Source organism: Roseicyclus salinarum, assembly GCF_029624655.1.
GTDB lineage: Bacteria > Pseudomonadota > Alphaproteobacteria > Rhodobacterales > Rhodobacteraceae > Roseibacterium > Roseibacterium salinarum.
This window is the reverse complement of the sequence record NZ_JARRSA010000013.1, coordinates 1-22,487: the sequence shown is the minus strand read 5'-3', so window position 1 is coordinate 22,487 and position 22,487 is coordinate 1. Positions and strand designations below refer to the sequence as shown.

The window sequence follows — 22,487 nt, the reverse complement described above, 5'->3', positions numbered from 1 at the left end:
CAGCGTCGGGAGCTTCCCCTTCCGCGCCGCTCTGCTAGTGTCCGACCCGCAACGGCAACGGCGGGGATGTCCCATGGAATACGAAACCATCACGCGCGAGGATGACGGCGGCGTCGCGGTCGTCACCCTGCGCAGGCCCGACGTGATGAACGCCCTCAACACGCAGATGCGGGCCGAGATCACCCACGCCATCGGCACGGCCGGCAACGAGGCGCGCGTGGTCGTCCTGACGGGCGAGGGGCGCGCCTTCTGTTCGGGGCAGGACCTCGGCGACCGGGCGAACGTGGGCAGCATCAACCTCGAGCGGACGCTGCGCGACGAATACATTCCCATGCTGCGCGCCGTGGTCGATTGCCCGGCGCCGGTGATCGCCGCCGTGAACGGCACAGCCGCCGGCGCGGGCGCGAACCTCGCGCTCGTGGCGGACGTGGTGATCGCGGCGCAATCGGCAAGCTTCATCCAGGCCTTCAGTCGCATCGGCCTGATCCCCGACGCGGGCGGCACCTGGGTGCTGCCGCGCCAGATCGGCCTCGCACGGGCCATGGGCGCGGCGCTGTTCGCCGACAAGATCAGTGCCGAACAGGCCGCGTCCTGGGGCATGATCTGGGAGGCCGTCGAGGACGCGCGCTTCGAGGAAGTCTGGCGCGGCCGGGCCGCACACCTCGCCGAGGGTCCGACCGAGGCCTACAAGCGCGTGAAGCAGGCGATGCAGGCGAGCTTCGGCAACGACCTGCAGGAGCAGCTTCTGCTGGAAGGGAAGCTTCAGGGCGAATGCGGCCGCACGCGCGACTTCAAGGAAGGCGTGATGGCCTTCATCGAGAAACGCCCCGCGCGGTTCGAGGGGCGCTGAGCGCGCGAGCGCGCAGGCCCGCGATCGCGCGCGGGCCGCGCAGCGCCCGCTTCCTCAGCGTTCGGGGATCAGGCCGCGCGGGCTGAAGCGCAGGACCAGAAGCAGCACGAGACCCATCGTGAAGAGCCGCATGTAGGCGGCCGAGTCGATCAGGTGGCCGCGCAGCCACGAACCCTCGTCCAGCCCCGCCGTGACGATCTGCATCAGCCCCATGCCCAGCGGCTCGACCATGATCCAGAGCCACCAGATCAGGAAGCCGCCCAGCACCGCGCCCCAGTTGTTTCCCGAGCCGCCGACGATCACCATGACCCAGACGAGGAAGGTGAAGCGGAGCGGCTGGTAGGTGCCGGGCACGAGCTGGCTGTCGAGCGTCGTCATCATCGCCCCCGCGAGGCCGCAGACGGCCGAGCCCAGCACGAAGACCTGAAGGTGCCGCGCCTTGACGTCCTTGCCCATCGCCTCGGCCGCCGTCTCGTTGTCGCGGATCGCGCGCATCATGCGGCCCCAGGGCGAGTTCAGCGCCTTCTCGGTGAACCAGATCAGCGCCAGCAGCACCACGAGGAACAGAGCGGCGTAGCTGAGCTTGACCGTGATCGACGAGAAGGTGACCGGATCCGCGCCGATGCGTCCGGCGAAGGCGAGGAAGCTTTCGGATTGCTGGAGGTCGACCTCGTAGGGCACGGGACGCGGAATGCCGGTGACGTTCTTGACGCCCCGCGCCAGCCAGTCCTCGTTCTTGAGGACCGCGATGATGATCTCGGCGATGCCGAGCGTTGCGATGGCGAGGTAGTCGGACCGTAGCCCCAGCGCCGTCTTGCCGATGATCCAAGCCGCGCCCGCCGCCAGAAGCCCGCCCACCGGCCACGCAAGCAGGACGGGCAGGCCGAGGCCGCCGAGATAGCCGGTCGCGGCCGGGTTCACGCTCTCCACCGCGTCCACGCCGCCGTCGAAGACCGCGCGATAGAGGAAGAAACCGCCGACGAGGATCACGAGCATCGCGAGGACGCGCAGCCGCCCCGCGGGCAGGCGCGTATATGCAAGGATCGCCGCGACGATCGTGGCGGCCCCCAGGACGAGGCCCAGAAGCACCTGCACCCCGCCCGCGGCCCATGCGTCCTCGACGGGCGGCATCGCGACCAGGACGGCCGCAAGCCCGCCGAGCGCGACGAAGCCCATCACGCCCACGTTGAAGAGGCCAGCATAGCCCCACTGCATGTTCACGCCGAGCGCCATGATCGCGCTGACGAGGCCCATGTTGAAGATCGTGAGCGAGGTGTTCCAGGACTGGACGAAGCCGGTCCCGACGAACAGGAGTCCCACCAGCGCGAAAAGGGCCACGGCCCGCATGTCGAGGCTGCGCGTCATACCGATTTCCCCTTCATGATGCCGGTGGGCCGGAACAGCAGCACGATCAGCAGGATCCCGAAGCTGACCGCGAACTTGTAGTCGGTGGACAGAAGCTGCAGGAGGCCCGACGGCTCCCAGTCGCCGGGGGCGAGATAGGTCACGACCTTGCGGAAGGCGTAGGTCACGCCGACCTCGGAGAAGGCGATGAGGAACCCGCCCAGGATCGCGCCCACCGGGTTGCCGAGGCCGCCGACGATCGCGGAGGCGAAGATCGGCAGCAGGAGCTGGAAGTAGGTGAAGGGCTTGAAGCTCTTGTCGAGGCCGTAGAGCACGCCCGCCGTGCAGGCCAGCGCGGCCACGATCAGCCATGTGATCATCACGACCCGCTCGGGGTTGATCCCCGACAGAAGCGCGAGGTCCTCGTTGTCGGAAAAGGCGCGCATCGCCTTGCCTGTGCGGGTCCGGTTGAGGAACCAGAACAGCAGCGCCACCGCGATCAGCGCCACCACGATGGTCAGCCCCTGCGTGGTGCGGAAGGCGAGACCCTCGTCGAGGCCGGTCATGTCGCGGAAGGTGCGCGCCGAGATGATGAACCGCTCGCCGTCGGTGAAGCGCTGGTCGTCCACCCCGATGATGAAGCGCACGATGCCGTTCAGCAGGAACATCACCCCGATCGAGGCGATCACGAAGATGATCGGCTTGGCCTTCTGTTCGCGGTAGAAACGGTAGATCACCCGGTCCGTGGCCAGGACCAGAAGCCCGGTCGCTGCGATGCCGACGGGCAGCGCCAGCAGCGCGGTGGGCAAGGGCCCGAGGTTCACGCCCATGCCCTGCAGCGCCCATGTCACGAGGATCGTCACCATCGCGCCGAAGGCCATCGTGTCGCCATGTGCGAAGTTCGAGAAGCGCAGGATCCCGTAGATCAGCGTCACGCCCAGAGCGCCGAGCGCAAGCTGGGCGCCGTATGCCGTGGCGGGAATGATGACGAAATTCATGAGCGCCACGAAGGCGTTGAGAACGTCCATGCTCAGCGCAGCTCCTCGCAGATTCCGAAATAGGTGACGGCGGCGGCCGCGCCGTCGAAGATGTGCACGCTCATCAGGGCGGTGAGGTCTGCCTCGACGGTCAGAAGCTCGGCCAGACCGTCCGCGCCCGCGCTCGCGTAGGTCGCAGGCAGGGCGTCCGCCTCGGTCAGGCGCGTCAGCCTGCTGTCGCCGCTGGCGGCCGACAGGAACAGCTCGCCCGCATGGTCGGCGGCGATGACGCGCGCCTCGAAGCCGCTTTCGCCGCAGCTTTCGGAGGCGACGCATTCGACCGTGAACACGCAGTGCCACGGCTCGGCGGCGGCCGGGGCCGCGACCGCAAGGAGGGCCAAGGCGAGTTGTGCGCGCATCGTCCTCATGCCCTCACGCAGGGGCCGAGGAACGTCGCAACCCTCGGCCGCTCGCCCGGGCCCGTCCCGTGGCGCGTCAGGGCGCCCTCGCCATTCGGCGCGAGCGAGAACAGGAGCATTTCGTCCCCCGGCGCGAAGACCAGCGTCAGCGCCGGCGCCTCGGCCACGACCGTCGCCTCGACGCGGCGGCCCTCGAGCTCGATGGCGTAGCCGCCGTCATGGGCGATCTCGAAGGGGATGCCCTCGTGCCGCTCGCACTCGATCTCGGGGGCGCAGACCAGCGTGAAGGCGCAGGCGATGGCCTGTGCCGAGGCAGGTGCGGGCAGCGCCGCGAGAGCTATGAGGCCCGCGCGCATCATCCGCCGAGGAAGCTCCGCCGCACCTCGGGGTCGGCCAGAAGCTCCTTTCCCGTGCCGGTATGCGCGTTGCGCCCCTGCACGAGAACATAGGCCCGGTCCGCGATCTCCAGCGCCTGGCGCGCGTTCTGCTCGACCATGAGGATGGGGATTCCGGTGCGGCTGACTTCGATGATCCGGTCGAACAGTTCGTCCATGACGATGGGGCTGACGCCCGCGGTCGGCTCGTCCAGCATCAGGACCTTGGGGCGCGTCATCAGCGCGCGGCCCACGGCCACCTGCTGCCGCTGCCCGCCCGAAAGCTCGCCCGCGGCCTGCCGTCGCTTGTCCCTGAGGATCGGGAACAGCGTGTAGACCTGCTCCATCGTGTCGCGGAAATCGTCCGCGCGGGTGTAGGCGCCCATCTCGAGGTTCTCCTCGACGCTGAGCGAGGGAAAGATGTTGGACGTCTGCGGCACGAAGCCCATGCCCTTGAGGACGCGCGCCTGCGGGGTGAGGCCGGTGATGTCCTCGCCATCGAGCCTGACCGAGCCGCGGCGGACGTTCAGCATACCGAAGACGGCCTTCATCGCGGTCGATTTGCCCGCTCCGTTCGGACCCACGATCACCGCGATCTCGCCGGGGTTCACGGCGATGGTACAGTCGTGGAGGATGTCGGGCCCGGCGCCGTAGCCGCCCGACATCGTGTCGCCGATCAGGAAGGCGTCCGAGGAATGGACGGTCTCGCCGGTGCCCGGATGGGGCGAAAGCGTCGCGCCGCCTGCCTTGGTGATCGAGCGGTCCTTGTTGCCGCGGTCGTTCTGATAGGGATCGCCGTTCGTCACGCGCCCGTCTCCGCCAGCTTGTCCTTGTTCTTCAGCCCGGTGCCCAGATACGCCTCGATGACCTGCTCGTTGGCCTTGATCTCGTCGATGCCGCCCTCGGCCAGCACGCGGCCCTCGGCCATGACGATGACCGGGTCGCAAAGCCGCCCTATGAAGTCCATGTCATGCTCGATCATGCAGAAGGTGTAGCCGCGCTCGCGGTTAAGCCGCTGGATCGCGTCGCCGACCGTGTTCAGAAGCGTGCGGTTCACGCCCGCGCCGACCTCGTCGAGGAACACGATCTTGGCGTCCACCATCATCGTGCGCCCAAGCTCCAGAAGCTTCTTCTGCCCGCCCGAGACCATGCCCGCGGGGTGGTCCGCCAGATGCTCGATCGTCAGGAACTCCAGCACCTCGTCGGCGCGCGCGCGCAGGGCGCGTTCCTCGTCGGCGATGCGCTTGCGGCCGAACCATGTGTTCCAGAGGCTTTCGCCCGATTGTCCTGGCGGCACCATCATGAGGTTCTCGCGGCACGACATCGACGAGAACTCGTGCGCGATCTGGAATGTGCGAAGCAGGCCCTTGGCGAACAGCTCGTGCGGGCTGAGGCCGGTAATGTCCTCGCCGTCCATCACGACACGGCCGCTCGTGGGCGGAAGCACGCCCGCGATCACATTGAAAAGCGTCGTCTTTCCGGCGCCGTTCGGCCCGATCAGCCCGGTGATCGAGCCGGTCTCGATCCTCAGGCTCGCGCCGTCAACGGCATGGAAGCCGCCGAAATGCTTGTGGATGTCCAGGACCTCGATCATCTCGGCCAGCGTCCCCCCGTAAACGAAGCAGCCCGGGCATGATGCCGGGCTGCCCCTGTGGCTCGATAAGTGCTGCCGATCAGCGGAAGTTGACCGTTTCGATCGCGCCGTCGATCACTTCGATCTCGCGGTAGGCGCCCGCGGATTCGCCGCCACCGATCAGTTCCACGGCCGTGGCGCCGATATAGTCGACATCCTCGCCCGCGGCGATCAGTTCCAGCGCGCGGCCCAGCTCGCCCGGGAGGATCGGCTCGCCCGGCGCGTTCGCCACGTCCATGACATGCGCGGCATAGTCGCCCGGCGCGGTCGAACCCGCGGCCTGCATCGCCATCAGGATCAGCGCGGCGGCGTCGTAGGCTTCGGCCGAGAATGCCGCGGTGCCGTCGAAGCCCGCCTGCTCGGCGAGGCCGAAATAAATCTCGGCGCCTTCGCTGTCGGTGCCGGGATACTGGCCGAAGGAGCCTTCGATCTCGGTGCCGAACGCGTCGGTGATCGAGGTGCCGACCATGCCGTCGGGCAGCACGAAGGTGTCGAAGGCGCCGGTGTCGAGCGCGGCGCGGATGATGCCGGGCCCGCCCTGGTCGATGTAGCCCGCCACCACGAGGGCGTCGCCGCCTGCCGACGACAGCGCGCCGACCTCGGCCGAGTAGTCGGCACGGCCGTCTTCATGCGCCGCCACGAGCGTCACGGTGCCGCCCATCTCCTCGAAGGCCGCCGCGAAGCTGTCGGCAAGGCCCAGGCCGTAGTCGTTGTTGGTGTAGGTCACGGCCACCGTGTCGAAGCCGCGGTCCATCAGGATCTCGGACATCACGACGCCCTGGCGCGCGTCGGAGGGGGCGGTCCGGAAGAACAGGCCGTTATCCTCGAGGGTGGAAAGCGCGGGACTCGTCGCGGAGGGCGAGATCATGACCATGCCGTTCGGAACGGCGACGTTCGTGAGGGCGGCGATGGTCGCGCCCGAGCACAATGCGCCGACGATGCCGTTCACGCCCTCGGCCGTGATCAGGCGCTCGGCCGATGCCGTGGCCGAGGCCGCGTCGATGCAGGTCGAATCCGCGCGGACCGAATTCACGGTCATGCCACCGAGCAGGTTGCCCGACGCGCTCACTTCCGACATCGCCAGCTCGGCGCCGTCGGCCATGCCGGGCGCAAGCGATTCCGCGGGGCCGGTGAAGCCCAGAAGGACGCCCAGCGTCACTTCCTGCGCCGTGGCCGCGCCGGTGAGCGCGATGCCGGCCGCCGATGCCATGAGGATCTTCTTCATGTTTTCACTCCCTGTTTGGGCCTTGCAGCCCGTTCGTATCGCCGGAGACTATCTGCGCCGTCACGCGCTGAAAAGAGGCTCCGTCATCGTGACCGGCAGAGCCCCCGCGCGCCCCGATGCGCCCCTCCGTCACGGCGCCGTGGTGCCGAACAGGCGCAGGCGTGAGACGCCGCCGTCGGGGAAGATGTTGAAGCGCACATGCGTGACCGGCCCCATCTTCGCCAGTTCGTCGCGGAAGGCGTGCTCGGCGTCGGGGCCAAGCTTCCGTTCGGGCAGAAGCTCCTTCCAGAACATCGAGTCGGTGATCAGCGCGTCCGTCAGCCCGTCGCCGAAGCTGCGCATGTCGGCGGCCTGGATCGAGGCGCGGTCGGGATAATTGCCCTTGAAATGCGCGGTGTCGATCACGGCCTTCTCGATCTCGCCGCGCGCGCCGAGCGCGATGATCATCCAGTCGTAGCCGGGCTCGCGCCTGCGCCGCGTCTCCCAGCCGTCGCCCATGTTGATGCCGCGACCCGGCGCGAGCAGCCTGTTGTAGTCGCCGTAATGCGCATCCGAGAACGCGAGGATCCGGCCGCCGTTGAGCGCGGCGGCGAGGTCGATCTCGCCCTTGGAATTCGCCTCGTCCAGTTCCGGCACGCCGAAGACCCGCAGCCGCGCGATACCGCCGTCCGGGTAGATGTGCACCCGCAGGTGCGTCCAGCTTTCGAAGTTGTCGCAGGCGAAGTAGTGGTGCGCCGAGGGCCCGAGGGGCTTGTGCGGCAGGATCTGGACCCAACGTTGGTCCTCGGGCGGCGCCTCGCCCCGGAACGAGCACGCCTCGATCCGCACGGCGGGGGCGTAGTTTCCCGTGAAATGCGAGGTGTCGACGTCGAAGCCGATGATGCGGCCCGCACCAGCAAGCCGGAAGATCGCGCTGTCGTGCCCTCCGTCGCGGCGGCGCTGCGTCTCCCAGCCGTCCATCCACTTGCCGTGATCGTCGAACTTTCCCTCGATGAAGACGGCCGGCTGGTCCTGCAGCATCCGCTCGAGCGGCGCGAAGAACTCGTTCGTGGCGCTGATCGCGCGCGCGCCCAGGCCCGCGGACGCAAGGTTGATGCCCGTGCGGGCGAACAGCGGAATGTCGGGATTAAGGCTCTCGATGCTCGTCATCTGCGTATCCGGGTGAGGGGCGCCGCAGGACGCGCCGGCCCGGCCTGTGCCGGGGACGTCGCGCGCGATGCCCTGAAATGAAGCAATGGCAAGCGGAATACGCGGCTTTGTGTCCCGAGGGCAAGGGCGGGGGCGCTCGCGCCTTGCGCATGGCGCCGGATTTGTCGGAAATGGCGCCAGACGACCGGAAAACGGGCGGGCCGCGTCCCGCCGGGGAGCTTTCATGGACACGACCATTCTTCTGCACTGGGCCGAGTTCGGCGTGCGCTGGCTGCATGTGGTCACCGCCATCGCCTGGATCGGATCGAGCTTTTATTTCATCGCGCTCGACCTCGGGCTGAACCGCAACATCCCCGGACCCGCCGACGGCGAGGAATGGCAGGTCCACGGCGGCGGCTTTTACCATATCCAGAAATACATGGTCGCCCCCTCGCAGATGCCCGAGCACCTGACCTGGTTCAAATGGGAGAGCTACTGGACGTGGCTCTCGGGCGCCGCGCTCCTGATCGTGCTCTACTGGGTGGGGGCCGAGCTCTACCTCGTGGACTGGACCGTGATGGAGCTGGCCCCGTGGCAGGCGATCGTGATCTCGGGGGCGTCCCTGACGCTGGGATGGATCGCCTACGACCTCCTCTGCAAGTCGAGGCTGGGCGAGAACCCGACGCTTCTGATGCTGATCCTGTTCGCGATCATCGTCCTGATTTCGTGGGGTTACAGCCAGGTCTTCTCGGGGCGCGCGGCGCTTTTGCACGTCGGCGCGCTGACCGCCACGATCATGACGGCGAACGTCGCGATGATCATCATCCCCAACCAGAAGGTGGTCGTCGCCGACCTCAAGGCCGGGCGGACGCCGGACCCGAAATACGGAAAGATCGCAAAACTGAGGTCGACGCATAACAATTACCTGACGCTGCCGGTGATTTTCCTCATGCTGTCGAACCACTACCCGCTGGCCTTCGCTTCGGACCGGAACTGGCTGATCGCTTCGCTCGTGTTCCTGATGGGGGTCACGATCCGGCACTTCTTCAACACGATGCACGCACGCGGCGGGTACCGCTGGTGGACCTGGGGGGCGACGGCGGCGATCTTCGCGGCGATCGTCGGGCTGTCCGTCCTTCCGCTGATGCGCGACGCACCCGTCGAGGAGGCCGCGCTTTCGCCGCGGCAGGCCGCCTTCGCCGCGCATTCCGGCTTCACCGAGGTCGCCGACATCGTGACGGCACGCTGCTCCATGTGCCACGCCGACGAGGTCTACTGGCCGGGCCTCGCCGTCGCGCCCGGCGGCGTGAAGCTCGACACCGACTCCCGCATTGCGATCCACGCCCGGGAGATCTACCTTCAGGCGGGCGTCAGCCACGCCATGCCGCCGAACAACCTGTCCTACATCGACGATGCAGAGCGCGCGGCGATCCGCGACTGGTATCGCGCGGTGACGGGCGGCGCGCTCTGACACGTCTGGGAGGACACATGCCTGCACCCGCGAACGCTCTGAAAGCCGCGCTTGCCGCCGGCCGCCTCACGCGCGGGACATGGCTCAACCTCGGCTCCGAGATCACCGCCGAGATCGCCGGGCGCGCGGGGTTCGACTGGTGCGTCGTCGACGGCGAGCACGGGCCATGGGACCCGACCGCGCTTCGCCGCCAGCTCATCGCGCTCGAGGGCACGGGCGCGGCCGGCGTCCTGCGGGTGCCTGTGGCCGAAGACTGGATCATCAAGCAGGCGCTCGATCTGGGGGCGCAGACGCTCCTTGTGCCGATGATCGACAGCGCCGAGGAGGCCGCGGCGGTCGTGCGCGCCTGCCGCTATCCGCCCCACGGCCTGCGCGGCATGGGACCCGCCGTGGCGCGCTCGGGCGGCTATGGCGCCTTCGCGGACTACGCGGCCACCGCCTCGGACGAGCTCTGCATCATCGTGCAGGCGGAAAGCCGCGCCGCGATGGCCGACCTCGAGGCGATCTGCGCCGTCGACGGCGTCGATGGCGTCTTCATCGGTCCGGCCGATCTCGGTGCGGACATGGGCCTCGGAACCGAAGCGGATGCCGACGCGCTCTGGGCCGAGGTCGCCTCGGGCCTCGCGCGGATCCGGGCCGCGGGCAGGGCGGCCGGCGTCCTCGCGTTGTCCCCCGACCGGCAGGCGCAGTCGGTCGAGGCCGGCGCGACCTTCCTCGGCGTGGCCTCCGACGCGGTCCTTCTCCAGGGCGCACTTGCGCGGGCGGCGCAGCCATGATCCGGCTGATGCACGGTGACGCGGTTGCCGAGATCGATCCCGAGGTCGGCAACATTCCCTCGTGGCGCGTCGGCGGGCGCGTGCCCCTCCATGCCGCGCCCTGGCGTGACGAGCCCGAGGTGCAGCAGGACGAGGACCTTCCCCTCGTCAACAGGCGGCTCGCAGGCGACTTCTTCTGCATGCCCTTCGGCCGCGACGATGTGGAGGGCGGTCCGATCCACGGACTTCCCGCCAACTCGCGCTGGGAGGTGGTCGAGGAAGACGTGTCCCATGCCGGCTTCCGCCTTCTTGCGCATCCGCGTGGCGCGACCGTGACGAAGCGCGTGCAGCTCGTCGGGCCGGTTCTGCTGCAATCCCACGTGATCGAGGGCGGCGCAGGCGAGGTGACCTTCGCCCATCATCCTATGGCCCGGATGACCGAGGGCGGGCGTCTGTCCTTCTCGCCAAAGCGCGCGGTCCTCACCGATCCCGAACCGCAATACGCGGGCCATAACCTTTGGTCTGTCAATCAGTTGCGCGGCGATCTTCATCTCGACCGCGAGGATGGCGGCCAGTGGGACCTTCATGATTATCCCGCCGGACATGCCGTCGAGGATTTCGCGATCCTCGCCGAGGCCCGCGGCGCGCGCCTTGGCTGGACGGTCCTGATGCGCAATGCCGAGGACGACATGCTGGTCGTCCTGAAGGATGCGCGCGTGATGCCGGTGACGATGCTGTGGATCTCGAACGGCGGCCGCGACTTCAGCCCGTGGAACGCCCGCCACACGGGTGTGCTCGGCATCGAGGACGGCTGCGCGGCGGGCGGGATCGGCCTGCGCGGCGCGATCGGGGACAACCGGATCAAGGCGCTGGGGCTGCCCACGACGCTCGGTCTCGGGCGGCGCCACGTCATCGCCCATGCGCTGGTCAGCCTGCCGCGCCCCCCCGGATGGTCCGAGGTGTCCGCGATCACGCTCGCCGATGGCGTCCTGACGCTGACCGAACGCGGCGGCGCGCAGGTCTCGGTGCCCTTTCCCGAGGGCCATTTCCAGTGATCCTCGTCGATGCCGACGCCTGCCCGGTCAAGGACCAGGTCTACGCCGCCGCCTATCGCCACAAGATGCCGGTCAGGCTGTTCGCCGGAAGCTACCTGCGCCATCCCGACCACCCCCTGATCTCGATGACCGTCGCGGGCGACGCCTTCGACGCCGCCGACGACCTCATCGCCGAGGCCGCGGCCCCCGGCACACTCGTGATCACGGCCGACATCCCGCTGGCCGCCCGCGCCGTGGAGGCGGGCGCCGCCGTCCTGACGCCGCGCGGCGAGACCCTCGACGCCACGAACATCGGCGCCAAGCTCGCGACGCGCGACCTGATGGCGGACCTGCGCGGCGGGTTGGACGGCCAGGCCCTCGGCGGGCCGCGCGCCTTCTCGAAGGCCGACCGAAGCGCCTTCGCCGGCGCGATCGAGACCGCACTCCGGCGCCTCTAGGGTATTTCCAACGCCGCGCGCGTGCGATATGGGCTGCAGCCTGCCGGATCGGACCAAAGCCCCATGAGCTTCACGCTAGCCATCGTCGGACGCCCAAACGTGGGCAAGTCCACGCTCTTCAACCGCCTCGTCGGCCGAAAGCTCGCGCTCGTCGACGATCAACCCGGCGTCACGCGCGACCTGCGCGAGGGCGACGCGCGTCTCGGCGACCTGCGCTTCACCGTGGTCGATACCGCGGGCCTGGAGGATGCGACCGACGACAGCCTGCAGGGCCGGATGCGCCGACTGACCGAACGCGCCGTCGGCATGGCTGACGCAAGCCTGTTCCTGATCGACGCGCGCGCCGGCGTGACCGCCAACGACCGCGTCTTCGCCGAGATCCTGCGCCGGTCCGGCCGCCCCGTCATTCTCGCCGCCAACAAGGTCGAGGGGCGCGCGGCGGATGCCGGCCTGATCGAGGCATGGGAGCTCGGCCTTGGCGAGCCGCTCGCGCTGTCGGCCGAACATGGCGAGGGAATGTCGGATCTCGCCGCCATGCTCGCCCCCCTCATCGACGCCGCCGAAGAGACGGCGGACGTGCCCGAGACCGATGTGGACGTCAGCGACGAGGCGGGCGACGACGGCGTCAGGCCGATCACGCCCGAGCGTCCGCTGCGCATCGCCGTCATCGGCCGCCCGAACGCGGGCAAGTCCACGCTGATCAACCGCATCCTGGGCGAGGAACGGCTTCTGACGGGCCCCGAGGCGGGCATCACCCGTGACGCCATCGCCGTGCCCGTCACATGGGACGGCACGCCCATGCGCATCTTCGACACGGCCGGAATGCGGCGCAAGTCGCGCATCGACGACAAGCTCGAGAAGATGTCCGTCACCGACGGCCTGCGCGCCGTGCGCTTCGCCGAGGTGATCGTGGTCCTTCTCGATGCGGCGATCCCCTTCGAGACCCAGGACCTGCGCATCGCCGACCTTGCCGAGCGCGAGGGCAGGGCGGTCGTGGTCGCGGTCAACAAGTGGGACCTCGAGGACGAAAAGCAGGACAAGCTGCGCGCCCTGCGCACCGACTTCGAAACGCTCCTGCCGCAGCTCAAGGGTGCGCCGCTCGTCACCGTGTCCGCCCGGACGGGCCGCGGCCTCGACCGGCTCCACGCCGCGATCCTGAAGGCCCACGACACCTGGAACCGCCGCGTGACCACCGCCCAGCTCAACCGCTGGCTTGCCGCCATGACCGAGGCGCATCCGCCCCCGGCGCCCGGCGGCCGCCGGATCAAGCTGCGCTATGCCACGCAGGCCAAGACGCGCCCGCCGGGCTTCGTCGTGATGTGCTCGCACCCCGACAAGGTGCCGGCAAGCTACACCCGCTACCTCGTCAACGGCCTGCGCGAGGATTTCGACATGCCGGGCACGCCGATCCGCCTCTGGCTGCGCTCGCAGTCCGATCAGAACCCCTACAAGAACCGCAAGAAGTCGACGCCGTCGCGCCTGTCCAAGCACGTGCGCAAGGGCGCCACGAAGAAGGGCTGAGCATGGCCCGCACGACGCGCCGCGACCTCCTGCGCATCGGCGTCGTCCTGGGCGCGGCCGCGCTGGTGATGGCGCGGCCCTGGCAGCGGCTGGCGGACCCCGGCCTCGCCTTCGAGGAGATGCCGCGCCTCGCGCCGCTGCGCCGCCTCGTCGCGGACGGCGCGCCTGGTGGCGGCAGCGCGACGCAGGCCGTCTTCGCGGGCCTCGACGGCGGCGGGGAGGTCTCCGCGGCCGAGCGCTCGGCGCGGCGCCGGATCGAGGAGGATCTCTGCGCCGAACTGCGCCTTCCCTGGCGTTCGGAGGGCGCGCTTCCGGTCACCTATTTCACCGACATCCGCTGCCCGAGCTGCCGCGTGCTCGAAGGCACGCTCGCCTCGCTTCGCCGCGACGAGAGCATTTCGATCGACATCGCCACGCGGGAATTCCCCGTCTTCGGCCCCCGGTCCGAGGCCGCGGCCCGCGCCGTCGTCGCCGCCGATGCCCAAGGCGCGGCCGATGCGGCGCGCGCGCACCTGCGCACGCGTCCCGCGCCCATGGACATCGAGGGCGCCGCCGCTCTCGCCCGGGCGCTCGAGCTCGATCCCGCGCGCTACGCCGCCGACTGGGCAGGGTCCGGCGTTGCAACCCGCCTCGCCGGGGATCGCGCGCTCGCGCGGCTGCTGGGGCTTCCGGGGACGCCCGGCCTCGTGGTGGGGCGCACCGTCGTCGTCGGCACCCGGTCGCGCGACACCCTGCACCGCCTCATCGAGGCCGAACGCAAAGAGGGCCCGCCCGCGTCCTGCGGCTGAGCCCTCGACCCTTCATCTTTCCCCAAATACGCCCTTGCCCGCGAAAGGCCCTTGGCCCACCGCAGAAAAGCGTCCCTCAGGCGTTGGCTTCGCGGATCTTCTCGGCGGCTTCCTTGGAATAGGATACGCCCTTGTCCTCGAATAGCTGGTCCAGCTCGCCCGACAGCGTCATCTCGGTGATGATGTCGCAACCGCCCACGAACTCGCCCTTCACGTAAAGCTGGGGGATCGTCGGCCAGTCGGAATAGTCCTTGATGCCCTGCCGGATACCCTCGTCCTCCAGGACGTTCACGTCCCGGAAATCGACGCCCATGTAGTTCAGGACGCCCGCGACGCGGCTCGAGAAGCCGCATTGCGGCATCGTCTTGTTGCCCTTCATGAAAAGCACCACGTCGTTCGACGTGACCGTCGCTTCGATACGTGTCCTTGCGTCATCCATCTCTTCTGACCCTTCCGTTTCGGTGTCTGTGTCTTCGGGTGGCGGCTCGTAGCCGGGGGCGTCCTCGTCGATGTCGAACTTCTCGCGCCAGTCCTCGACCGGACCTTCCCTTCGGAACCTCCGGTACTCGTGCCATGCCGCGTAGAGGAAGGCCGCGACGAAGGGTGTGATCAGCAGGAGTGCGACGAGTTTCGTTGGCAAGGGATCTCCACTCTGCAGGCCCCGGGTCTGGCCGGGGCTCCGACGGCTTCCGCCAGGATCCGCCCCGTCACCGCAATCTTCCGCATCGCGCGCCGCGCGGTGCGGGCCGCGCTTCAGTCAGGGGCGCGCGTGGTCAGCGCGAGCGCGTGCAATTCGCCGTTCGATCCGTCCATCTTGCCCTTCAGCGCGGCATAGACCGCGCGCTGCTGCTGGACACGGTTCAGCCCGCGAAAGCTCTCGTCGACGACCTGCGCCGCGAAATGCGCGCCGTCGTCTCCCTCGACGGAGACCTTGGCGTCGGGGAAGCTCTCGCGGATCAACCGCTCGATTTCGGTCGCTGTGATGGGCATGGGCGCTTTCCTGACGTATTCGCTCGGACAAGATGTAGAACCGGGTCCTGCCCGGTGCAAGCGCGGCTCAGCCGAAATGCGCCGCGAAGGCCTCCGTCCAGACCGTCCTCAACTCTTCCAGGGGCGCCGACTGTGACCCGAAGCGCACGGCGTCACCGCCCACGCGGCCCACCGTCGAAAGCGGCACGCCGGCGCGTCCGGCCTCGATCATCAGCGCCTCGGCCTTGTCGAAGCTCGTGGCGATCAGGTAGCGTCCCTGGTCCTCGCCGAACAGCGTCGCGGTGTCCGTTGCGTCCAGCGCGATGCCGACATCGCCCGCGACGGCCATCTCGAACGCCGCGAGCGCGAGCCCCCCGTCCGACAGGTCCGTGCATGCGTTGATCCACTGGCGGTTGTCGCGGATGAACTCGCCGTTGCGCCGCTCGGCGGCAAGGTCCACGGGCGGCGCGTCGCCGTCCTCGCGGTTGAACACCTCCCACAGAAGCGCCGACTGCCCCAGATGGCCCTTCGTCTCGCCCACGAGCAGCAGGAGGTGGCCGTCGCGGATCGTGTCGGTGATCATCTCGTCCATCGACGAGAGCAGTCCCACGGCGCCGATCGTGGGCGTCGGCAGGATCGCCTGGCCGTCGGTTTCGTTGTAGAGGCTGACGTTGCCCGACACGATCGGCATGTCGAGCGCACGGCAGGCTTCGCCTATGCCGCGGATGGCGCCCACGAACTGGCCCATGATCTCGGGCTTCTCGGGGTTGCCGAAGTTGAGGTTGTCGGTAGTCGCAAGCGGCCGCGCGCCGACCGCGCAGAGGTTGCGGAAGGCTTCGGCCACCGCCTGCCTTCCGCCTTCGACCGGGTTGGCGCGGACGTAGCGCGGCGTCACGTCCGAGGTGAAGGCCAGCGCCTTCGCCGTGCCGTGGACCCGCACGATGCCCGCGCCCACGCCCGGCGCGCGCACCGTGTCGGCCATGACCATGTGGTCATACTGTTCGTAGATCCAGGCGCGCGAGCAATAGTTGGGCGAGGCGATCAGCATCCTCAGCGCGTCCACGGGGTCGAGTTCCGGCACGGGGTCGAGAGCTGGCGCGGGCGGGGTCTCGACCCAGGGACGGTCGTATTCCGGCGCTTCCGACGACAGCTTGGACAGCGGCAGGTCCGCCACGGTTTCGTTACCGTGCACAATGACGAAACGGTCGTCTGGGATGGTCTCGCCCACGATCGCGAAGTCGAGGTCCCATTTCTCGAACACCGCGCGCGCCTCGGCCTCCTTGTCGGGGCGCAGCACCATCAGCATCCGCTCCTGGCTTTCGGACAGCATCATCTCGTAGGCCGTCATCGCGCGCTCGCGCTGCGGCACGTGGTCGAGGTTCAGCTGGACGCCGAGGCCGCCCTTGTCGCCCATCTCGACGGCCGAGCATGTCAGGCCCGCCGCTCCCATGTCCTGGATCGAAATGACGGCGCCCGTGGCCATCAGCTCGAGGCAGGCCTCCAGCAGGCGCTTCTCGGTGAAGGGGTCGCCGACCTGCACGGTGGGCCGCTTCTCCTCGATCGTGTCGTCGAACTCGGCCGAGGCCATGGTCGCGCCGCCGACACCGTCGCGCCCGGTCTTGGCCCCGAGATAGACCACCGGCATCCCCACGCCGGAGGCGGCGGAGTAGAAGATGGAGTCCGTCTGCACGAGGCCTGCGGCGAACGCGTTCACAAGGCAGTTGCCGTTGTAGGCGGGGTGGAACCGCGTCTCGCCGCCGATCGTGGGCACGCCGAAGCAGTTGCCGTAGCTGCCGACGCCTTCCACCACGCCATGCACGAGGCTGCGGGTCTTTGGGTGGTCCTTCTCGCCGAAGGACAGCGCGTTCATTGCCGCGATCGGCCGCGCGCCCATCGTGAAGACGTCGCGCAGGATGCCGCCGACGCCCGTGGCCGCGCCCTGCTTGGGTTCGATGTAGGAGGGGTGGTTGTGGCTCTCCATCTTGAAGACGACGGCCAGCCCGTCGCCGATATCCACGATGCCCGCGTTCTCGCCCGGCCCGCAGATCACCTGCGGTCCCTCGGTGGGAAGGGTCTTCAGCCACTTCTTCGACGACTTGTAGGAGCAGTGCTCGTTCCACATCGCAGAGAAGATGCCGAGTTCGGTGAACGTCGGCTCGCGGCCGATGATCTCGAGGATGCGCGCATATTCGTCTGGCTTGAGGCCGTGCGCCTCGATCAGTTCGGGCGTGAGTGCTGGCTCGGTCATGATGTCCCCTGCATGTCCGTGCCTGTCATATGGCATGGGCCCGCAGGGGGGAAGGGGCGGATCGGGTCGCTACCCGCGAGCGCCGCCGCTATTCCGGCCCGGACGGCGGAAAGTGATGCTGGTCGGGCGGGAATGGCCGGGATGCGCGGTGCGGGCGACCTCCTCGAAGCCGAGGGCGCGGAAGACGGCATGGTTCGACGTCAACTCCACCCGCGTCTGCAGCTCCAGCGTCGGGTGGCCGAGGCCCGAGGCATGGCGCGCGGCCTCCTCCACGAGGCGCCGGGACAAGCCCCGCCCGCGATGGCCCGCGGCCACGGCGAGCTTGCCGATGTAATAGACCTCGCCCTTCACCGCGCCGAAGAGGCAGGCCACCGGACGCGCGCCGTCGAACATGACGAAAAGATCCTCGTCACGCACCTTCGCCGCGACATCCGCCACAGATAGCCGCGTCATCGACGACGGCGGATCGATCCGGCCCTCCATCGGCGCGAAGGCTGCGGAAAGGAGGGCGTGAAGCGCGCCGAAATCGGTGAAATCAACCGGGTTTGTTTCGACCTTGGAAACCATGTTGTCCCTGTCCAGCCAAAAAAAAGGCCGAGACGAATCTCGGCCTAAGTCCAACAGGGAGGTAATGAAGCAGCGGTTGCCCGCGTCGCTCCATTGATGCTGAAATAATTAGCGCCCGTGAATCGATCAAGGCAAAAGCTGCGGCACCGCGGCATTCCCGATATTCCTGTGGCGCATAGCCCACATTGACGCCACGCCTGTTTGGCCGGGCTCAGGCGTCGGCGAGCGATGCGGCTTCCTTCTGGCGGCGGCGATAGGCGATGACCTCCTCGGTCACGAAATCGCGGAACACCTCGATCCGCTTGGACTGGCGCAGCTCCTCGGGGTAGGCGAGGAACACGGGAACCTCGCTCGACTCCACACTCGGGACGACGCGCACGAGTTCGGGGAAGTCCTGCGTCAGGTAGTCGGGCAGGACGCCGATGCCGAGGTCGTGGATCACGCCCTGCAGAACGCCGAAATAATTGTTCACCGTCAGGTGGCTGCCAATGTCGTAGCTCATCAGCTCGCGCACCAGAAGCGCCCCCGCCGAGACCTGCGCCGAGGTCGCGTTCTGGCTGATCAGGCGGTGTTGCGAGAGGTCGTCGAGACCGGAGGGCACGCCCTTGGCCTCGAGGTAGCGGGGCGAGGCGTAGAGGCGCATGTTGATCGACATGAGGCGGCGGCGGATCAGGTCCGCCTGGCTCGGCTCCTTCATGCGGATCGCGACGTCGGCCTCGCGCATCGGCAGGTCCAGAAGCCGCTCCTCGAGCATCAGGTCGATCTTCAGGTCTGGATACTTCTCGTAGAGCGCGGGCAGGCGCGGCGCGAGCCAGAGCGAGCCGAAGCCGATCGTGGTGGTGACGCGCAACTCGCCGAAGACCTCCTCCTCCGAATCGCGGATACGGGCGGCGGCGGCCTCGAGGCGCTTGGACATGTGACGTGTCGCGTCGAACAGAAGCTCGCCCTGTTCCGTCAGGATCAGGCCGCGCGCATGGCGGTGGAACAGCGTCGTGTTGAGGTTTTCCTCCAGCGCCCTGATCTGCCGGCTGACGGCCGACTGGCTCAGGTGCAGCGTGTCGCCGGCATGGGTCAGGCTGCCCGCATCCGCGACCGCGTGGAAGATCCGCAACTTGTCCCAGTCCACTCGCTCAACTCCCGTAGCCGCCCGGCCGGGGGCCTCAAAGCGCTTGCATTGGCATAACCGGCTCGCCGCGTTTTTCAACTGTCAGGTGAGCGACAGCCGATAAAACCTGTTTTCAGGTCAGCAAATTTGACCTATATTGAGCTTACAGCGCGAACCATTGGCAGGGAGGTGCCTCATGGGTGTGCAGAAAGTCTCGCTCGCGGATCGTTTCGATCTCGAGAAATCCCCGGTGCTCATGAACGGCACGCAGGCGCTGGTGCGCCTGATGCTGATGCAGAGGGCGCGCGACCGCGCGGCCGGGCTGAACACGGCGGGCCTCGTCACCGGCTATCGCGGCTCGCCGCTTGGGGCGGTCGACCTTCAGATGACGCGCGCGAAGGCGCATCTCGACGCCGCCGGCATCGTCTTCCAGCCCGGCCTGAACGAGGACCTCGCGGCGACCGCGCTCTGGGGCAGCCAGCAGGCGGAGCTGCGCGGGGAGGGCAGATACGACGGCGTCTTCGGCCTGTGGTACGGCAAGGGCCCGGGCGTGGACCGCTCGGGCGACGTGCTGCGCCACGTCAACATGGCCGGCACCTCCAGGAACGGTGGCGTGCTGGTGGCGATGGGCGACGATCACACCGGCGAAAGCTCGACCGTCTGCCACCAGTCCGACTGGGCGCTGGTGGACGTGCACATGCCCGTCCTCAGCCCCGCGGGCGTGCAGGAGATCCTCGATTACGGTGTCTACGGCTTCGCGCTCAGCCGCTATGCGGGCGTCTGGGTCGGCCTCAAGACGATGAAGGACACCGTCGAGGCCACCGCAGTGGTGGACGGACGCCCCGACCGCATGTCCTTCGTCACGCCCGACTTCCCGATCCCCGAGGGCGGGCTCAACATCCGGCTGGGCGATCACTGGATCCCGCAGGAGGAACGGCTTCTGGGCCACAAGCGCTTCGCCGCCGAGGCCTTCGCGGGCGCAAACGGCATCGACAGGCGGATGCACGGCAAGGCGGGTGCGAAGATCGGCTTCGTCGCGGCCGGCAAGAACTGGCTCGACCTGGTGTCCGCGCTCGACACGCTGGGCATCGACGCGGCCGAGGCGGAGCGGCTGGGCGTGACCACCTACAAGGTCGGCCAGACCTGGCCGCTCGACATGAAGGGTTTCCACGACTGGGCCGAGGGGCTGGAGCTGATCGTCGTGGTCGAGGAGAAACGCAAGCTGATCGAGGTGCAGGTCAAGGAGGCGATCTTCGACGACCGCCGCGGCCGCCGCGTCTACGGCTACCGGAAGGGCGGGGACGGCGAGATCCTGTTCCCGACCCATTTCGCGCTCGACCCCGCCGACATCGCACTGAAGCTCGGCCATATTCTTGTAGAAGAAGGTCGCGGCACCGACCGCATCCGCGCCGGCATCGCCCGCGTCGAGGAGGCGAGCCGCGCCGACAACGCGCCCGACCTCGCGGCGCGGCTTCCCTGGTTCTGCTCCGGCTGCCCGCACAACACCTCGACGAAGGTGCCGCAGGACGCGCGCGCCGGGGCCGGCATCGGCTGCCATTTCATGGCCAAATGGATGGACCGCAACACCGAGGCCTACACCCACATGGGCGGCGAGGGCGCGAACTGGATCGGCGAGGCGCCCTTCTCGACCCGCGGCCACGTCTTTCAGAACCTCGGCGAGGGCACCTACAACCACTCGGGCATCCTCGCGATCCGCGCGGCCCTCGCAGCGGGCACGAACATCACCTACAAGATCCTTTTCAACGACGCCGTCGCCATGACCGGCGGCCAGCACAACGAGGGCGATCTGGACCCCGCGCGCATCGCGCGCGAGTTGCAGGCGATGGGCGTGGCCAACATCGCGCTGGTCTACGATCCGAAGGAAGACATCGACTGGTCGCGCTATCCCTCCGGCCTCGAGCGGCACGAGCGCGACGCGCTGATGCCGGTGCAGGAGCGGTTCCAGACGCTGCCCGGCGTCTCCGCGATCATCTACGTCCAGACCTGCGCCGCTGAAAAGCGCCGCCGCCGCAAGCGCGGCCGCTTCCCCGATCCCGACCGGCGCGTGTTCATCAACACCGACGTCTGCGAGGGCTGCGGCGATTGCGGCGTGCAATCGAACTGCGTGTCGATCGTGCCGGTCGAGACCGAGCTGGGGCGCAAGCGCGCCATCGACCAGTCGTCGTGCAACAAGGACTTCTCGTGCCTCAAGGGCTTCTGCCCGTCCTTCGTGACGCTGGAGGGCGCCACGATCAGGAAGCAGGCGACGGCCGAGGTCGATCTGTCGGGCCTGCCCGCGCCCAGGTTGCCGCGGATCGACGGCACGCACAACGTGCTGGTGACGGGCGTGGGCGGCACCGGCGTCGTCACGATCGGGGCGGTCATGGCGCAGGCCGCCCAGCTCGACGGGATCGGCGCGGGTATGATCGAGATGGCGGGCCTCGCGCAGAAGGGCGGTGCCGTCTGGATCCACCTGAGACTGGCCGAGCGGCCCGAGGACATCGGCGCGATCCGGGTGGGGCTGGGCGAGGCGCACGCCGTCATCGGCGGCGACCTCGTGGTCACGGGCGGGGCGAAGACGCTGGGGCTGATGCGCACGGGCCAGACCGGGGCGGCCGTGAACAGCCACGAGATCATCACCGGCGATTTCACCCGCGACACCGAATTCCGCATTCCCGGCAAGGACCTGCAGGTCGCGCTGCAGGCCCGGCTGCGCGACAGGCTGGCGCTTTTCGACGCCACGGAGCTCGCGCGCATCCTTCTGGGCGACTCGATCTACTCCAACATGATGGTCTTCGGGGCGGCGTGGCAGATGGGCCTCGTTCCCTTGAGCCACGAGGCGATCATGGGCGCGATCGAGCTGAACGGCGCAGCGGTGGAACGCAACGCGCAGGCCTTCGAGATGGGTCGCTGGGCGGCCGTGAACCCGGACGCGGCGCACAGGCTCACGGTGTCGGAGGTGGTGGAGAAACCGAAGACGCTGGACGAGAAGATCGCGTTCCGCGAGCGCCACCTGACGGAATACCAGGGGCGGCGCCTGGCGAGGCGCTACCGCAGGATGCTCGACGGGATCGCCGATCCGCGCCTGAAGGAGGCGGTGGCGAAGGGCTATCACAAGCTGCTCGCACGCAAGGACGAATACGAGGTCGCGCGCCTGCATCTCGACACGGCGCGCAAGGCGCGCGAGCAGTTCGAGGGCGACTTCCGCATGAAGTTCCACCTTGCGCCGCCGCTCCTGCCGGGCAGGGACGCGGCCGGACGGCCCAGGAAGCGCGAGTTCGGCCCCTGGATCGCGAAGCTCTATCCCGTTCTTGCGCGGATGAAGGTGCTGCGCGGCACGCCGCTCGACCCGTTCGGGCAGAGCTCGGAGCGGCGGATGGAACGCGCGCTGATCCGGCGCTACGAGGCGGACATGGCCGAGTTCCTGCCCAAGGCGGGCCCCGAGACGATGGACGCGCTGGTGGCGCTGGCCGAACTGCCGCTGACGATCCGCGGCTTCGGCCCGGTCAAGGAGGGGAACGCGCAGAAGGCCGCGCGGCAGCGCGAGGACCTGATCGCGCTCCTGCGCTCGGGCGGGGCGCCCATGGCTCAGGCGGCGGAATAGTCCGGACGCGGCGGGGC

21 protein-coding genes are annotated in these 22,487 nt (G+C 68.6%); 8 read left to right on the top strand and 13 right to left on the bottom strand.

Annotated elements, in window-relative coordinates:
• Positions 1-73: 73 nt before the first annotated feature.
• Positions 74-850, top strand: coding sequence for an enoyl-CoA hydratase-related protein (locus P6F26_RS10515; RefSeq protein ID WP_278028640.1), 777 nt, complete (start codon positions 74-76; stop codon positions 848-850).
• Between the two features lie 54 nt (positions 851-904).
• Here the strand turns inward: P6F26_RS10515 and P6F26_RS10510 are convergent, their stop codons facing one another.
• From P6F26_RS10510 to alc, 8 genes are all read right to left on the bottom strand, one after another.
• Complete coding sequence (locus tag P6F26_RS10510; RefSeq protein WP_278028639.1) at positions 905-2,215, bottom strand: branched-chain amino acid ABC transporter permease; 1,311 nt, start codon at positions 2,213-2,215, stop codon at positions 905-907.
• Positions 2,212-3,222 carry a branched-chain amino acid ABC transporter permease gene (locus P6F26_RS10505; protein WP_278028638.1) on the bottom strand — a complete coding sequence of 337 codons (1,011 nt, stop codon included), beginning with the start codon at positions 3,220-3,222 and terminating at the stop codon, positions 2,212-2,214. Before P6F26_RS10505 ends, P6F26_RS10510 begins: the two co-directional genes overlap by 4 nt.
• A gap of 2 nt (positions 3,223-3,224) precedes the next feature.
• A complete protein-coding gene (locus P6F26_RS10500) occupies positions 3,225-3,590 on the bottom strand; it encodes a hypothetical protein (protein ID WP_278028637.1) in 366 nt (121 codons plus the stop codon).
• 5 nt (positions 3,591-3,595) lie between these two features.
• Complete coding sequence (locus P6F26_RS10495) at positions 3,596-3,949, bottom strand: hypothetical protein (RefSeq protein WP_278028636.1); 354 nt, start codon at positions 3,947-3,949, stop codon at positions 3,596-3,598.
• Positions 3,946-4,629, bottom strand: a complete 684-nt coding sequence (locus tag P6F26_RS10490) for an ABC transporter ATP-binding protein (RefSeq protein WP_278028723.1) — start codon at positions 4,627-4,629, stop codon at positions 3,946-3,948. Before P6F26_RS10490 ends, P6F26_RS10495 begins: the two co-directional genes overlap by 4 nt.
• Before the next feature lie 137 nt (positions 4,630-4,766).
• On the bottom strand, positions 4,767-5,558 hold the full coding sequence (locus tag P6F26_RS10485; protein WP_278028635.1) for an ABC transporter ATP-binding protein: 792 nt from the start codon (positions 5,556-5,558) through the stop codon (positions 4,767-4,769).
• A gap of 79 nt (positions 5,559-5,637) precedes the next feature.
• The gene (locus tag P6F26_RS10480; protein WP_278028634.1) at positions 5,638-6,822 is read right to left on the bottom strand and encodes an ABC transporter substrate-binding protein; all 1,185 of its coding nucleotides are present in this window, start codon (positions 6,820-6,822) and stop codon (positions 5,638-5,640) included.
• A 129-nt stretch (positions 6,823-6,951) separates the two neighbouring features.
• The gene (gene alc, locus P6F26_RS10475) at positions 6,952-7,971 is read right to left on the bottom strand and encodes an allantoicase (protein WP_278028633.1); all 1,020 of its coding nucleotides are present in this window, start codon (positions 7,969-7,971) and stop codon (positions 6,952-6,954) included.
• Positions 7,972-8,194: 223 nt separating this feature from the next.
• Between alc and P6F26_RS10470 the strand changes: the two genes are divergently transcribed.
• The 6 genes from P6F26_RS10470 to P6F26_RS10445 all read left to right on the top strand — a co-directional run bounded on the left by P6F26_RS10470 (position 8,195) and on the right by P6F26_RS10445 (position 13,977).
• Positions 8,195-9,421: a urate hydroxylase PuuD gene (locus tag P6F26_RS10470; RefSeq protein WP_278028632.1), complete on the top strand. Its 1,227-nt coding sequence runs from the start codon at positions 8,195-8,197 to the stop codon at positions 9,419-9,421.
• Between the two features lie 17 nt (positions 9,422-9,438).
• Positions 9,439-10,197: an HpcH/HpaI aldolase family protein gene (locus tag P6F26_RS10465; protein WP_278028631.1), complete on the top strand. Its 759-nt coding sequence runs from the start codon at positions 9,439-9,441 to the stop codon at positions 10,195-10,197.
• Positions 10,194-11,231: an aldose epimerase family protein gene (locus P6F26_RS10460; protein WP_278028630.1), complete on the top strand. Its 1,038-nt coding sequence runs from the start codon at positions 10,194-10,196 to the stop codon at positions 11,229-11,231. Before P6F26_RS10465 ends, P6F26_RS10460 begins: the two co-directional genes overlap by 4 nt.
• Positions 11,228-11,668 (top strand): YaiI/YqxD family protein, encoded by a 441-nt coding sequence (locus tag P6F26_RS10455; RefSeq protein ID WP_278028629.1) that lies wholly within the window; start codon positions 11,228-11,230, stop codon positions 11,666-11,668. The genes P6F26_RS10460 and P6F26_RS10455 overlap by 4 nt, the downstream gene beginning before the upstream one ends.
• Positions 11,669-11,731: 63 nt before the next feature.
• Positions 11,732-13,189 carry a ribosome biogenesis GTPase Der gene (der, locus tag P6F26_RS10450; RefSeq protein ID WP_278028628.1) on the top strand — a complete coding sequence of 486 codons (1,458 nt, stop codon included), beginning with the start codon at positions 11,732-11,734 and terminating at the stop codon, positions 13,187-13,189.
• Between the two features lie 2 nt (positions 13,190-13,191).
• Positions 13,192-13,977 (top strand): DsbA family protein, encoded by a 786-nt coding sequence (locus P6F26_RS10445; RefSeq protein ID WP_278028627.1) that lies wholly within the window; start codon positions 13,192-13,194, stop codon positions 13,975-13,977.
• A 76-nt stretch (positions 13,978-14,053) separates the two neighbouring features.
• Here the strand turns inward: P6F26_RS10445 and grxD are convergent, their stop codons facing one another.
• The 5 genes from grxD to P6F26_RS10420 form a co-directional block, all read right to left on the bottom strand.
• On the bottom strand, positions 14,054-14,416 hold the full coding sequence (grxD, locus tag P6F26_RS10440; protein WP_278028722.1) for a Grx4 family monothiol glutaredoxin: 363 nt from the start codon (positions 14,414-14,416) through the stop codon (positions 14,054-14,056).
• Between the two features lie 314 nt (positions 14,417-14,730).
• Positions 14,731-14,967, bottom strand: a complete 237-nt coding sequence (locus P6F26_RS10435; RefSeq protein ID WP_278028626.1) for a BolA family protein — start codon at positions 14,965-14,967, stop codon at positions 14,731-14,733.
• A gap of 67 nt (positions 14,968-15,034) precedes the next feature.
• Entirely contained in the window at positions 15,035-17,194 is a 2,160-nt protein-coding gene (gene purL / locus P6F26_RS10430; protein ID WP_278028625.1) for a phosphoribosylformylglycinamidine synthase subunit PurL, read from the bottom strand.
• A gap of 69 nt (positions 17,195-17,263) precedes the next feature.
• Entirely contained in the window at positions 17,264-17,761 is a 498-nt protein-coding gene (locus P6F26_RS10425) for a GNAT family N-acetyltransferase (protein WP_278028624.1), read from the bottom strand.
• 211 nt (positions 17,762-17,972) lie between these two features.
• A complete protein-coding gene (locus P6F26_RS10420; protein ID WP_278028623.1) occupies positions 17,973-18,887 on the bottom strand; it encodes a LysR family transcriptional regulator in 915 nt (304 codons plus the stop codon).
• Positions 18,888-19,062: 175 nt separating this feature from the next.
• Between P6F26_RS10420 and P6F26_RS10415 the strand changes: the two genes are divergently transcribed.
• Entirely contained in the window at positions 19,063-22,470 is a 3,408-nt protein-coding gene (locus P6F26_RS10415; protein ID WP_278028622.1) for an indolepyruvate ferredoxin oxidoreductase family protein, read from the top strand.
• Positions 22,471-22,487 lie beyond the last annotated feature (17 nt).

Bases quoted from the DNA above. Each gene is read 5' to 3' on its own strand.
- purL (WP_278028625.1), bottom strand. From the start codon at position 17,194: ATGACCGAGCCAGCACTCACGCCCGAACTGATCGAGGCGCACGGCCTC.
- P6F26_RS10490 (WP_278028723.1), bottom strand. From the start codon at position 4,629: ATGTCGGGCGGCTACGGCGCCGGGCCCGACATCCTCCACGACTGTACC.
- P6F26_RS10480 (WP_278028634.1), bottom strand. From the start codon at position 6,822: ATGAAGAAGATCCTCATGGCATCGGCGGCCGGCATCGCGCTCACCGGC.
- P6F26_RS10500 (WP_278028637.1), bottom strand. From the start codon at position 3,590: ATGCGCGCACAACTCGCCTTGGCCCTCCTTGCGGTCGCGGCCCCGGCC.
- P6F26_RS10515 (WP_278028640.1), top strand. From the start codon at position 74: ATGGAATACGAAACCATCACGCGCGAGGATGACGGCGGCGTCGCGGTC.
- P6F26_RS10485 (WP_278028635.1), bottom strand. From the start codon at position 5,558: ATGATCGAGGTCCTGGACATCCACAAGCATTTCGGCGGCTTCCATGCC.
- alc (WP_278028633.1), bottom strand. From the start codon at position 7,971: ATGACGAGCATCGAGAGCCTTAATCCCGACATTCCGCTGTTCGCCCGC.
- P6F26_RS10425 (WP_278028624.1), bottom strand. From the start codon at position 17,761: ATGGTTTCCAAGGTCGAAACAAACCCGGTTGATTTCACCGATTTCGGC.
- P6F26_RS10415 (WP_278028622.1), top strand. From the start codon at position 19,063: ATGGGTGTGCAGAAAGTCTCGCTCGCGGATCGTTTCGATCTCGAGAAA.
- P6F26_RS10465 (WP_278028631.1), top strand. From the start codon at position 9,439: ATGCCTGCACCCGCGAACGCTCTGAAAGCCGCGCTTGCCGCCGGCCGC.
- P6F26_RS10435 (WP_278028626.1), bottom strand. From the start codon at position 14,967: ATGCCCATCACAGCGACCGAAATCGAGCGGTTGATCCGCGAGAGCTTC.
- P6F26_RS10505 (WP_278028638.1), bottom strand. From the start codon at position 3,222: ATGGACGTTCTCAACGCCTTCGTGGCGCTCATGAATTTCGTCATCATT.
- P6F26_RS10470 (WP_278028632.1), top strand. From the start codon at position 8,195: ATGGACACGACCATTCTTCTGCACTGGGCCGAGTTCGGCGTGCGCTGG.
- grxD (WP_278028722.1), bottom strand. From the start codon at position 14,416: ATGGATGACGCAAGGACACGTATCGAAGCGACGGTCACGTCGAACGAC.
- P6F26_RS10495 (WP_278028636.1), bottom strand. From the start codon at position 3,949: ATGATGCGCGCGGGCCTCATAGCTCTCGCGGCGCTGCCCGCACCTGCC.
- P6F26_RS10460 (WP_278028630.1), top strand. From the start codon at position 10,194: ATGATCCGGCTGATGCACGGTGACGCGGTTGCCGAGATCGATCCCGAG.
- P6F26_RS10510 (WP_278028639.1), bottom strand. From the start codon at position 2,215: ATGACGCGCAGCCTCGACATGCGGGCCGTGGCCCTTTTCGCGCTGGTG.
- der (WP_278028628.1), top strand. From the start codon at position 11,732: ATGAGCTTCACGCTAGCCATCGTCGGACGCCCAAACGTGGGCAAGTCC.
- P6F26_RS10445 (WP_278028627.1), top strand. From the start codon at position 13,192: ATGGCCCGCACGACGCGCCGCGACCTCCTGCGCATCGGCGTCGTCCTG.